Annotated in this window: 6 protein-coding genes; 4 read left to right on the top strand and 2 right to left on the bottom strand. The window is 56.0% G+C overall.

The features are described 5' to 3' along the window. Positions 1 to 31: 31 nt before the first annotated feature. A complete protein-coding gene (locus tag AC5RE1_RS04610) occupies positions 32 to 1,012 on the bottom strand; it encodes a 1,4-dihydroxy-2-naphthoyl-CoA synthase (RefSeq protein ID WP_006680790.1) in 981 nt (326 codons plus the stop codon). 154 nt (positions 1,013 to 1,166) lie between these two features. Here AC5RE1_RS04610 and AC5RE1_RS04615 point away from each other — a divergent pair, with 154 nt between their 5' ends. The 4 genes from AC5RE1_RS04615 (at position 1,167) to AC5RE1_RS04630 (ending at position 10,742) form a co-directional block, all read left to right on the top strand. Next, positions 1,167 to 2,243: an o-succinylbenzoate synthase gene (locus tag AC5RE1_RS04615; protein WP_493938416.1), complete on the top strand. Its 1,077-nt coding sequence runs from the start codon at positions 1,167 to 1,169 to the stop codon at positions 2,241 to 2,243. Beyond that, positions 2,143 to 3,912: a 2-succinyl-5-enolpyruvyl-6-hydroxy-3-cyclohexene-1-carboxylic-acid synthase gene (gene menD / locus AC5RE1_RS04620; protein ID WP_493938417.1), complete on the top strand. Its 1,770-nt coding sequence runs from the start codon at positions 2,143 to 2,145 to the stop codon at positions 3,910 to 3,912. The genes AC5RE1_RS04615 and menD overlap by 101 nt, the downstream gene beginning before the upstream one ends. Positions 3,913 to 4,030: 118 nt before the next feature. Then, positions 4,031 to 5,827, top strand: a complete 1,797-nt coding sequence (locus AC5RE1_RS04625) for a S1C family serine protease (RefSeq protein WP_285068008.1) — start codon at positions 4,031 to 4,033, stop codon at positions 5,825 to 5,827. Positions 5,828 to 6,446: 619 nt separating this feature from the next. Next, positions 6,447 to 10,742: an InlB B-repeat-containing protein gene (locus AC5RE1_RS04630; protein WP_285068007.1), complete on the top strand. Its 4,296-nt coding sequence runs from the start codon at positions 6,447 to 6,449 to the stop codon at positions 10,740 to 10,742. A gap of 427 nt (positions 10,743 to 11,169) precedes the next feature. Here AC5RE1_RS04630 and AC5RE1_RS04635 read toward each other — a convergent pair whose 3' ends face one another. Further along, complete coding sequence (locus AC5RE1_RS04635) at positions 11,170 to 12,423, bottom strand: isochorismate synthase (RefSeq protein WP_285068006.1); 1,254 nt, start codon at positions 12,421 to 12,423, stop codon at positions 11,170 to 11,172. Positions 12,424 to 12,552 lie beyond the last annotated feature (129 nt).

The following is a 12,552-nucleotide window of genomic DNA, read 5'->3' on the forward strand; positions in this document are numbered from 1 at the left end:
TGAGCCTTCACTGCGTTCTGGCTTCCTCGGTTTAGAAGTAGTACGGGTGCCCGCTCCAATCGGGCTGACGATGCTCTAAGAATGCATCGCGTCCCTCTTGTGCTTCCGCAGTCATATACGCCATGCGAGTGGCCTCGCCCGCGAACACCTGCTGGCCTGCCATTCCATCATCTGCCAAATTGAATGCGAACTTGAGCATGCGGACTGCCTGTGGACTCTTGGTAGCGATTGTGCCAGCCCACTCGAGCGCGCGTTCCTCCAGTTGCGCGTGGGGAACCGACGCGTTGACAACGCCCCACTTTTCAGCAGTATCGCCGTCGTAGCGCTCGGCGAGGAAGAAGATCTCGCGTGCCCTTTTGTCACCGACCTGGCGGGCCAGTAGAGCTGACCCGTATCCGGCGTCAAAGGACCCCACATTCGCGTCAGTCTGCATAAACGCAGCATGCTCTTTCGACGCGACGGACAGGTCACAGACCACGTTCAGAGAATGCCCGCCACCGGCAGCCCACCCAGGAACTGCCGCGATGACAACTTTCGGCATGGTACGAATCAAACGCTGAACTTCAAGAATATGCAGGCGTCCAGCCTGAGCGGGATCTACTTGCTCGCGACGAACTACAGTGTCGGCTTGAGAGTCGGCTCCGTCCACTTCGTATCGATAGCCGTCGTTGCCTCGCACGCGTTGGTCTCCGCCCGAACAGAAGGAATAGCCACCGTCTTTGGAGCTGGGGCCATTGCCCGTCAGGATCACCGCAGCGACATCGCCCGTCATCCGTGCGTGGTCGAGGCAGCGATAGAGCTCATCAACGGTGTGGGGGCGGAAGGCGTTTCGAATGTCGGGGCGGTCAAATGCAATTCGAACGACGGGCATGTCGGCGCCCTTGGGCTGGCCGTCTTCGGCTTCGCCACGCGAAATACCGCGGTGGTATGTCATGTCGGTCAGCGTGAATCCTTCGACCTCGCGCCAACGGGCAGGGTCGAAAGTATCGGAGATGAAAGGCAGTGCGCTCATGCAACCAGCCTAGCGTCTTGCCTTCCGTGAAGCGCACGAGGCTGGGACTCCTTGTGGAAACCAGTTATCCATAGGTATCGCCTGTGAATAACGACAATCCACAACTGGGCGTCCTCACAGTTTGTTGAGACGCCAATTCGGGCACAATGGAAGTATGAGCGAATCCCATGGTGAATTGACGCGCATTGATATGGCATCTTTGCCGAGCCATGTTCGTCGCGTTCTTGATGGCGTCGATGATCTGCTTCTTCACCATCTGCCGATGAACGTGCGTTTTAGGCGCGTGACCAGCAGGGAAGGACTGCTATTACACGGGCCGTCCGGCTGGGCAGAAGCGTCGCCATTTTGGGATTATGACCCGGTTGAATCCTCAACCTGGCTGGCTGGCGCCTATTCGGTGGCGACTGGACCGCGCAGAACTTCACTGCACGATCGTGTTCCCGTGAATGTCACGATTCCGGTTGTTTGCGCATCCGATGCCTACCAGAGAGTCATCAGTTCGGGTGGTTGCGCTACGGCGAAGGTGAAAGTTGCGGATCCCAATACTGAACTGAGCGAAGATATTGCTCGAGTCGAAGCCGTTGCTCAGGCGCTTGTTGATACGGTCGGAGCCGAACGCGGTCGTATTCGAGTCGATGTGAATGCCGCATGGGATGTGGACTACGCGCGAAAAGCCGTTCCTCAGCTAGACCGTGCAGCAATGCAAGTGGGCGGTCTTGAATACGCAGAACAGCCGTGTGCCAGGGTCGAAGATTTGGCAACCTTGCGTCGTTCAATTGATGTGCCCATTGCTGCAGACGAATCAATTCGCAGGGCGGATGATCCTCAAGCAGTTGCGCGCGCTCAGGCCGCGGATGTTGCGATCATTAAGATTGCTCCGCTTGGTGGAATCGAACGAGCCCTACAGATTGGTGAGCAAACCGGCTTGGACCTAGTGGTTTCGTCCGCCTTGGAATCCAGTGTTGGCCTGGCCGTCGGTGTGCGGGCCGCTTCGCTTCTGCCAGGAATGGTACGCGCGTGCGGATTGGCGACATCGCACTTCTTGGCTTGTGACGTTGTCCCTCAACGCCTGCTTCCTGTTGACGGGTTTTTGCCGGTGCGTGACGTTGAACCAGATCAGAGTCTGGTTGATGCCCGCCCCGTTGACGCTGAAATACGTGACCGGTGGCTTCGCCGTCTTGACCTCATGTGTGCGCATCTCGAATCTGTCGCTGGAGGACATCATGCCTGAATCCCAGTCAATTGTTCTTGCCCAGCGCATTGTCGGTGCGCTGATTGCTGCGGGTGTCAATGACATCGTGTACTGCCCTGGGTCTCGTAGCGCGCCCCTTGCTTACGCTCTTGACTCAGCAGTGCGGGGCGACCTCGTCCGCGCCCATGTTCGCCTTGATGAGCGCTCAGCTGGATTCCTCGCACTCGGCTTGACCAGGAGATGGGCAAGCGAGCCCACCTGCCACGACGTCGAGGACCTGTCGCCGGTTGCGATTGTGACGACTTCGGGCGGGGCAGTGGCTGAGTTACATGCGTCGGTCGCCGAGGCCGCTCATTCTCACCGGCCTCTGATCGTTCTCAGTGCGGATCGTCCAGATGAAATGCGCGGTGTTGGAGCATCTCAAACCACGATTCAGTACGGCATTTTCGGTCCGCACGCTCCAACTGTCCTTGATTTGCCAGCGGATACCAAGCCCGATCAGCGCGTTGACTCGCGAGTAGCTCGAGCCGTGCATCGCGCATGCGGTAGACCGTCAGGTGTTGCAGGTCCCGTTCACATCAATGTTGCGTTCCGTGATCCGCTGACACCTCAGTCAGGTTCAGCGACACTTGAGCCTTTGTCTCTTGCCAAGGTGTCATCGCCGTCGATCTACCGGCCTCGTCGTCTCGGTCAGACGTGGGATGACGTCGTTGATTCGTCACTGCGAACTGTGATTGTGGCGGGCGATGGTGATGACCAGAGTGGGGAAGCTTGGGCGAATTATGCGAAGATCCCGATTTTTGCTGAACCGACCAGTGTTCTTGCGTGCGATCCGAATCGAATTGCTCACCAGCAGGTGCTCCTTGCCTCGCCCTTAGCAGATCAGATTCAACAGGTGATCGTTACCGGTCGTCCGACCCTGTCGCGTCCCGTGTCTGCGTTACTTGGGCGCAGTGACATTCGCTTGATTGTTGTCGACCCGCATGATGAGTGGGTTGATGTTGAGGGGTGTGCCAGTGAAGTGGTGGCATCGCTTGCTCCGCCACGCCAGGTTTCAACGGACGATGTGTGGCTGGAGCAGTGGAAGGAAGCTGGCCGAAGAGTCTCCCAGCAGATTCGCACGATTCTTGATGAATCCCCGATGTCAGTGCTTGTTCTTGCTGACTTAGTGTGGAGTTACGATTCGCGTCCGCTGATGGTGGGAGCATCTCACTCGATCCGTGCACTTGACCTGGTTGGTGTTGATGGGCATGGGCGCTCCGTTGTTTCTCACCGGGGCCTTGCGGGAATTGATGGCACGATCGCTTCTGCGATTGGTCTGGCACTTGTTCGCGAAGAGCCGACTGTTGCGCTGATGGGGGATCTGACGTTCTTCCACGATGTGGGCGCGTTGGCTATCCCAGCGGACGAGGCCGCCCCCGATTTGTTGATCTTTGTTGCTGACGATGGTGGCGGGTCAATTTTCTCCACCCTTGAACACGGGCGCCCAGAAAACGCTCCGACGTTCGAGAGATGGTTTGCGACTGCTCAACCGCAGTCTCTTAAGCACCTGGCTCACGCCTACGACGTGGATTATGTGGAATGTATGACGCGTCAAGACGTGATGCGCGAGCTTGATTCCGACGTACACGGGATCCGGATCTGTCATGTGAAATGCGCTCGACCTGTGCAAATTGCTGATGTGAGGAAGCTGGCGGATCAGATTTAGCACCACAGGAAACGCACAGGAAAGATTCAGTGAGTCGGCAAGAAGCGGGTGCACACTAATGTCATCAGCTTCCAAGAAGCACTCAGTTTTTAACACGCTAGCTAATGAAGGATCCGCAATGAGCGACTCACCCAACAATGGTAAACAGCGCGCCTTGTCATCGGAACCGACGAAGACAGAAACCACCCCCACAGCTAAGCCAGCACCACGTGTCCAGACGCAGGCCAGTGGCACGGGCGCTTCGAGGACATCGGAATCGACTCCGCTCTCCCGCTGGGCGGGGCGTCCCGCTCAAGTCTCAGGTCCCACCACGCCGACAGAGTCGTCTCCAACTAGGCCGACAGAGCCGTTGCCTCACGCAAGGTTTGCGCGTCCATCCTCACCCGCTCAGCAGGCCAGTGCGACCGGTTCGACTCCCTCCCAACAGCAGGGGTCATACGGAACAGGTTCTGCGTACTCCGGCGTGACCTCCGGTGGCACCTACCAATCTGCAACGAGCGGCCAGCCCTACCAGCCGTCGAGCTCTCAGGCTTACCAGGGTGCGGGGGCCACTCAATCAGCAGGCTTTCAACAGCCGAATCAGCCAGGATCGCGTTCGCAAGGAGCCTCGTACGCGGGCGGGAATGGGCCGACGACGCAGACTCACCCCTACACCTCACCTTTGAGTGCACCGACAAATACGCCGACGGTATCTATTGCAAGGCGGAGTTCGAAGCGTCGCGGTCCTAGCTGGCTTGCAATGATCCTTGGCATGACGGCTACTGCTGCCGTGTCCCTGTCGGGAGCCTTCGCGATGATGAATGCCGGCCATGGAAAGGCAAACGAAACCGATTCGTCAGCAAACACGAAGACAAGCGCGTCAACCGTTCAGCCTGTTAGTACCAGCGGTGAAGACCCTGACTGGCAGGCGGTTGCAGCCGCTGTCCAACCCGCGGTTGTCACGATTTCAGTGAGCTCCAGTTCGTCCTCCGGCGTCGGATCCGGCGTCATCTACGACGCTCAAGGCGACATTGTCACGAACTACCACGTCGTTTCAGGTGCGACCGGTGCCGATGCGACGATCCAGGTGACTCTCAGCGATGGTCGCTTGTACAACGCGACAGTCGTCGGAACTGACCCGACGACTGACCTTGCGGTTATTCGCCTGGAAAACGCTCCTTCCGACCTGACGGTTGCTGCCTTCGGTTCGTCGTCAGACTTGGCTGTCGGCCAGGAAGTCATGGCCGTGGGCGCTCCGCTGGGCCTGTCAAACACTGCAACCACCGGTATCATTTCCGCTCTGAACAGGCCAGTTGAAGTTTCGAGAAGCAAAGAAAACTCTCAAGAGGTCGACCCGAACGATCCGTTCGGTCAACTGCCCGGTTTTGGTGGTGGACAAGAAGAAAATCAGGCTCAGGCTCAGTCCCCCACGGATACTCAGATCACCAACGCTATCCAAGTTGATGCATCTATTAACCCTGGTAATTCCGGTGGCCCGCTGTTTGATGCGACCGGTAAGGTGATCGGAATCAACTCGTCGATTGCGTCGAATACCAGCTCGGACAAGGCCGGGTCGATCGGCTTGGGCTTCGCTATCCCCGTTGATTTGGTGACCTCCGTGGCCGATCAGCTAATCGCAACCGGCACCGTTGATCATGCGGTCCTGGGTGTTTCGGTGACCACGAAGGCTGTTGCCGTTGATGGTTCTAACGTTGCGGGCGCCTCGGTTGAGGAACTGACGCGTGGCGGTGCCGCTGCTCAGGCCGGGTTGCAGGCAGGGGACGTGATCACCGCCGTTGATGGAGAGTCGGTGTCCTCGTCGAAGCAGTTGACCGGGTACATCCGTCGCTACCGGAGTGGTCAGGAAGTAACGATCACTTACGTCCGCAATGGTGAGAAGCGGGATGTGACCGTCACGCTCGGCAAGGCGTCCTGACAGCTCTGCTGATTCGAACTCTTGGTGGGCCTACCCTTTGGGTGGGCCCACCTGTGTGTATGCACATGTCTCGGTTTGCGCTTGGTACGGACAGTTACTCCAAAAAGGTATGACATATCTCGCGGGAGTGCGGGGCTGGTGCTTTCTTGATGACGAGGAAGATAATGTAAGCATCCCACTGCATATGTGAGCCGGAGTTTTCCTCGTTGAAAACAAACGTGTGTCTAAGAATAAGAGGTAAGTGATGAAGAATCATCGAGCTCCGTGGACGAGGGGGACATGCCGGCGCCTACTTGCGCTCGCCGTCTCTGCCTCGGTAGTCCTGATTGGCGTACCAGCAAGCGCATGGGCTACTGAACAGATAGAAGGCTCAGAGAGTACGGTTTCTAAGGTGCAGGCTCCTGCGTCTCAGACTGCACCGACTGATTCGTCATCCCAGGCAGATGCATCGGACAATGGAATGGGAGTTTCGGCTTCAAATTCGAGCGATTCAGAGAATGCTCCAACGGAAAACACGCAGTCGACTGGCTCTGGCGAACCAACCGCTTCGTCATCGCTTCCTTCTCAAGCCTCCCCCTCCGATTCAAATAAGATAGCTCAGCCACAGAGGCTTCCTCGTATGGCGCCGGCTACCAAGTCTTTGTCTGACGTCTGGGTGAATGCTGATTCTGGCAGTGATGATAATGCTGGCACTTCTGCAGATGCGCCACTTGCATCGCTGAAAGCTGGTTTAAATGCACTTGGTGACGGCGGAACTTTGCATATCGCAGGCACTTTTACAACCGGCACTCCGCTTACTATCCCAAGTGGTGCACACCTTGACGTGTACTCAGATGCCACCTTTACCGGTTCAAACGGCCAAAATGGCATCATTCTCTCTGCCGGTGCGAAGCTGGGGGCCTCTCATGGCGCTAAGCTCACGATGAGCGGTTTTGCAACTGCTCTCGACATTGCTTCTGGCGCGGAAGTCAATGATGGTATCTACATCCTTGATCGGAACGCGATTGCTTTTAACTTGAAAGGCAAATTCAACGGTTCGTCGCGAGAAGCGCTGACCGTATCTGCCCTAGAGAGCACTGGGAGAGCTTTCACCTATGGGAAAGGTTCTAGCTTTAACAACTGCACGGTGAATGTGCAAGCGAAGGACGAAAAGAGCGAGCAGTACGCTCCGCTTGTGATGAATAATGCGTCGCTCACCACGCGCGGAGTCTGGTACTACCTGAACCCTGAAAAAGACACGTATTCTCTCGATTTGAATAACTCTGACTTGTATGTCTACAAAGCCATTGGTTCTTCTGCATATAAGCAGACGATGGCAATTTTCGGCCAGCTTCGAATCGTCAACGGCTCTACGCTCACTTCTGACGGATCGCGTATTTCTCAGGGTGATCATTCAACCATGGAAGTCACCGACTCCACGATGGTCTTCAAAAACAGCACCGCAGGTGGCTACAACATCAACTACGAGAATTCAAACGCCACGTTTACGAACTCGACTCTCGTCGGTGAAAACCTGCGGTACATTCCACTATTCGGAGCTGGTCGTAACAACCCAGAAGGCCAGTTCATTAAGTTTGTTGGCAACAGCGTTGTCAACACTGCTGCGGTAGATAAAACAGCCGATAATGGTGGTGCGAACGCTCCTGCGCAGTACGTTGTAACCGGTGGCTCGTTCAAGATCGCTTACGATCCGACCTACAACTATAACGTCACTACGCCGACGAACGGTGCCGAGAACGGTAATGAGCGACTGAGCCTGCTGACCTTGGCTGATTCTTCAACGAATGTGTTGAATCCGAAGAACATTAACGGTGACAGGTACACCTATAACGTTGCGCGTGCCTCAGATGATGGTCTCAAACACGTGTGGGTGCCAAGCGCCAAGGTTACCTACGTATTGAACAACTCCAACGCCTCATTCGCAGACGGGTCACAACAGTCCAAGACTGCCACCACAATTCGCGGTTATGCCCTCGACATGATTGCTGGAAATGTGGATCCCGGTACTCCGACCGACGCGAATGGAGTCGAGTTCCTTGGATGGTTCTACAGGGATGACGCTGGTGCGGAACACGAGTTTGATGCTTCATCTGCCGTGGATACGAACCTTGAGGTTTACGCTAAGTGGAATGCAGCGTCGGTGATCTACCACAACAACAACGGTGGCACGAACTTCGTCAGTGCCGTTGCTCCCTCGGCTCAGTCAGCGACTGTTCTGGACTTTGACTCGATCAGCGCTCAAGATTCAACATTTGCTGTTCCAGGAAAGACGTTTAAACATTGGACGACGGATCCTGCAGGGCAGGGCAAGCCGATTGCTCCGGGCGAGACTCTTTCCATTACGGGTGCATCAAGCATCGACTTGTATGCGCAGTACGACGTCAACCTGTATCAGGTTGCATTCTCTGCAAATGGTGGTCGCTTCTCCGATGATTCCGTTTTCAAGACGAATCCAGACGTGTTCACGGTTATTACCGATCCCAACGGTGGCGACGTCGCAGTACTGAAGAAGAAGGCAGAATACGGCGACGAGTTCCGCTCTCTTCTTGGTGCGCTCGACTACAACACGCTTGTGCCGGATCAGAAGGCTCAGAAGAACGGATGGATACTCGGCGACACGACGAATTGGTACACAACCCCCACCGGTGGAAAGAAATATAACTTCAAGGACCGGAAGTCGTGGCTGTTCTCCAGACCAGGCGATAACCCACAAATCACGAAAGATATGACCTTCTACCTCGGATGGAAAGAAGATCCGAAGGTTGACAAGATCGAGAACGATGCTGAAATCCCTGGAGATATCTGGGGTGTCAACCCTGCCGAAAGCTCCAAGGAACAATTTGTTCGCGTTGGTGACACATTCAGCGTGACCGGTGTTATCAACGCAGATTCCATCAAAGATCAGATGAACGTGATTGAATCGTTGTTCCCTGAGGTTACGGGTAGTGATCGTTCTGCGGTCATGATGGATCGAAGCGCTAACAGCGAAAACTCGAAGCTTTCACAGATTGCTTTGACTTCTCCGACATCGACGTTCACTGCAACGTTGACCATGCCAGAGGGCGTCACTATCCCTGAGTCTCCTCAGGTGACTCCGGCAGGTTTGGGTGATGCTTTCGAGGTCACGGACGTGAAGGTTGACGATCGCGACATCACCGTGACCCTGAGCCTGAAAGCGGGAATGACGGATTACGCCAAACTCAAGGCGGCTGTAGAATCTGTTACCCCGATGGCTGATGGCGGTTTAACGCTGACGGTTAATGGTTTGGGTATTGATGGTGACAAGGTTGCCAATGGTGACAAGCTCACGATAAGTGGAAAGGTTACTGGTTCATTCTCGGCAGTTGCTACAAGCCCCGGTGGCACCTCAAAGCTTTTCAAGTTTGCTTGGAATGCGGTGCAAGATGGTTCGACAGGGGATCCGAACTCGAGCAACGTCAAGGCAATTGAGTACACGATCGTCGTAGTGAAGCCGTATCAGGGGATTCTGCCCGCCGATATTCGGGTTGGTGAAGAAACTCAGCATAATGCTGCGTATCCAGTGCGTCGTGGGGAATCGCTCGACTTTGTAGGCGCACTGAATGTTGAGCCTATTAAAGAACAAATGAAGGCAATCGAGGCTCTTTATCCTGGGGTCGCTAATTACGAGAAACTTGGGATTCAGATTCGCAACTTTGCCTTCGAAGCAACCTTCACTATTCCGGAAGGGCTCTCGCTTCCGGCAGAAGTCACGCCACAAGCTCGGGACTTTGGTGAAGGCTTCAAGGTTGAGGAAACATCAGTTCACGGTCGAACCCTTACGGTGAAGATGACGCTGAATAAGGACGTCACGAACTACGCACAGCTGCAAAAGATTGTTATGGATGCTGGTGCGAAGGATCACTGGATGAAGATGGTTATCCCCGGTGTCACGGTTAATTCGGATGCTCCGGCTGGTAAGCAACTGACGGTCTTTGGTGAAATCACCGGCGCGTTCGAAGCGACAGCTACCTCTGAAGCTGGAACGGCTAAGGAATTCAACTTCTCCTGGGGTGCGGAACAGTGGCCTGACGGCAGGGATGCTGTGGCCGATGCTTCGGACAAGTCCATTCGTTTCACAGTCATCACTCCGGAGCAGGCGCTGTTGCCCGCCGACATTCTGGTCAATGGTGATACCGAGAATTCAGCTATCCACATGACCAAGCGCGGAAGCGAATTGAACTTCTCGGCCGACCTTGATGTCAGCGTGATTCAGAAGAAGATGGAAGAGATCGAAAAGAGCAACAACGTGCCCGCGGAGCACTTCGATCGAGTGATGGTGAAGCAGATCGAGAGTGAATTCACGACTCGCATTAGCGTTCCTGAAGAACTTCGAGCAGTCTGGCCGAAGGACAAGACAAGCTACGCCCTGACCGGAACGGATGCTTTTGAGATCTCGGATGTGGCGTATGCAGATGGTGTCGTCACTCTTTCGATGAAGCTTAAGGGCGACTACCCAACGTACAAGGCTTTGCGTCAAGCAATTCATGATGACACGAAGTCGAGCTTGATTCTGACAGTGGCTGGCTTCAAGGTGCCAGACACCGCGCCACTTGACCAGAACATCACCGTGAGTGGCGAGGTTTCTGGATACATGAAGGCGTTGGCGACAGTTGAAGGTAGTCGTTCGGCATCGTTCTCGATGGAATGGGTTTCTGTCCAGAAGGAAGGCGGGCGCGACAAGATCCTTGAGGGAACTGACAGCTCGGCAGTTCAGCTCACCTTGAAGGTCACGAAAGATCCTGCAGTTATCGATGTCAAGCCGCCATCGCCTGCAAAAGTCGCGAAGACGGGTGCTGCGCACATTGGGCTGTCTTTGTACGTGTCGCTAGCTTTCCTTGTTGCAGGTGGCACCATGGTGGCGTCCCAACGACGTACTCGCAAGGAGTTCAACTGATCGACTGGCAGAGCGTTATTCGGTATAGCGTGCTGTACCAGTAGCTGAAGCGTCTGTCAGACGGAACAAGACCCTGGCTTCTGCGGACACATTATGTGCCTGTAGAAGCCAGGGTCTTACTGTCTATCAACCGTTGATTTTGGAGCGGTCTAGGGGTCTCTCTTCTGCTGCAAGTGCGCCGACTGCACTTGGTGCGACAGATGTGTGTCTAAAAGCTCGGATTTGTCGCGTTGGGTGTAGCTGGTGCGGTGAGGAGGCGGGTTTTGTGCTCCGAACTGCACCTGACGCGACACTTTTGCCCTGAATTGTGTGTTTGTGTCGCGTTGGGTGTAGTTGGTGCCGTGCCACGATCCTGACCCTGGCACCAGTTGCATCTGACGCGACGCTCTACCCGCCAAGCGACAAAGTCAGCCGGCCAGAGATGCCCTCACAAGCTGAGTGCCTCCAGCAGTGGCGCCATCTTCTGGCGCGTTTCTGCAAGCTCAATCTCAGGATCAGAATCCGGCATAATTCCGCCACCTGCAAAAATGCGCAGTGTATGCCCGTCGTCTTCAACAAGGCCACAGCGGAGGGCAATGCAGAATTCACCCTCGCCGTCGGCGTCGATCCAACCGACTGGTCCGGAATAGCGTCCGCGCGCGGTTTGCTCGTGCACTTTCAGCAGCTCAAGCGCCTCGAGGCGCGGTGTCCCGCAGACTGCTGCGGTCGGATGTAAAGCGGCGACTGCATCCAACAGGTTCGCATCTGCCAAAGTGGCGTGAATGTCGGAAGCAAAGTGGACGACGTTCGGGAGCTCCAAAATGAAGGGGTCATCGGGTGCGTTGACTTCAGATGCGAGGGGAGCGAGCGCTGAAACAACGGAATCAACCGCCAAAGTGTGTTCGCGACGATCCTTCGCGGATGCGAGCAATTCATCGGTGTGGCCGGCAGGCGCAGTTCCAGCCAAGACTCGCGAACGTAGCTGAGAAACGTGCACGGACGCGAGCATTTCAGGAGTGGCGCCCACAAGGTCATGGACGGCGAAACGCCAGGTCTGCGGGTAGAGCCTATTGAGTCGAGCAAGAAGATACCGCTGGTCAATCGCGGTTTCAGCCCGTACGAGCATGTCGCGCGCCATGACGGCCTTCGCGGCATCCCCAGCCTGGAGGCGCCCCGCGAGTTCTTTGACGCTGGACGCCCATTCGGCTTGCGTCATCCTGCCGGTATCGGTCACGAGGCCGTCCGGCCCGGTCAGTTCGCTGTCCTTAAAACTGGGGCGGAGCTGGGCGAGCACCTCAAGTGGATCACGAGCAGTATCCGAGCAGGACATTGAAACAGCCCAGCGTTCCTTGTTGGTCGCCACGATCACGAATTCGGGGATGCTCAGGTATGAAACAGAGGGGGAAGCGAAACCGTAGGACCCAAAAGCAAGGGGAAGGCTGAGGCCAGTGTGGTCGGCCTCGCCGATTGCGGCACGGCGCACCTGGTCCCACCACGATGCCGAATCGGAAATAGCGGACGGGGTGTTGGATGACCATTCGGCGGCGGTGCCCCAGCCGACCATTGATTGACGCCATCCGAACCACACGAAAGGCGAAACGCCGTCGGGGATCAGTTCAAGCAGCGGCGTGTTTTCCCAGCGGGTGCCTTGAAGTGAGGCTGCACGCACACGCAAAGTGGGAACGGAAAGCTCGGTGGGCATGGGTCAATCTTACCCGTGCGACTTTGCTGGGGTGTGTGCGCCTCACCTGGGTGTGGGTGTGAGGGTGAACCAATGCGGGCGTCTTACTGGTGAGGACGGGCGCGGGGATGCGCGAAGTGTGAACGGGCA

Source organism: Actinotignum sp. usb-actsch-rep-73 (assembly GCF_059082735.1).

Coding starts and splice junctions, on each gene's coding strand:
- AC5RE1_RS04610 (WP_006680790.1), bottom strand. CDS start 1,012: ATGAGCGCACTGCCTTTCATCTCCGATACTTTCGACCCTGCCCGTTGG.
- AC5RE1_RS04615 (WP_493938416.1), top strand. CDS start 1,167: ATGAGCGAATCCCATGGTGAATTGACGCGCATTGATATGGCATCTTTG.
- menD (WP_493938417.1), top strand. CDS start 2,143: ATGCCCGCCCCGTTGACGCTGAAATACGTGACCGGTGGCTTCGCCGTC.
- AC5RE1_RS04625 (WP_285068008.1), top strand. CDS start 4,031: ATGAGCGACTCACCCAACAATGGTAAACAGCGCGCCTTGTCATCGGAA.
- AC5RE1_RS04630 (WP_285068007.1), top strand. CDS start 6,447: ATGGCGCCGGCTACCAAGTCTTTGTCTGACGTCTGGGTGAATGCTGAT.
- AC5RE1_RS04635 (WP_285068006.1), bottom strand. CDS start 12,423: ATGCCCACCGAGCTTTCCGTTCCCACTTTGCGTGTGCGTGCAGCCTCA.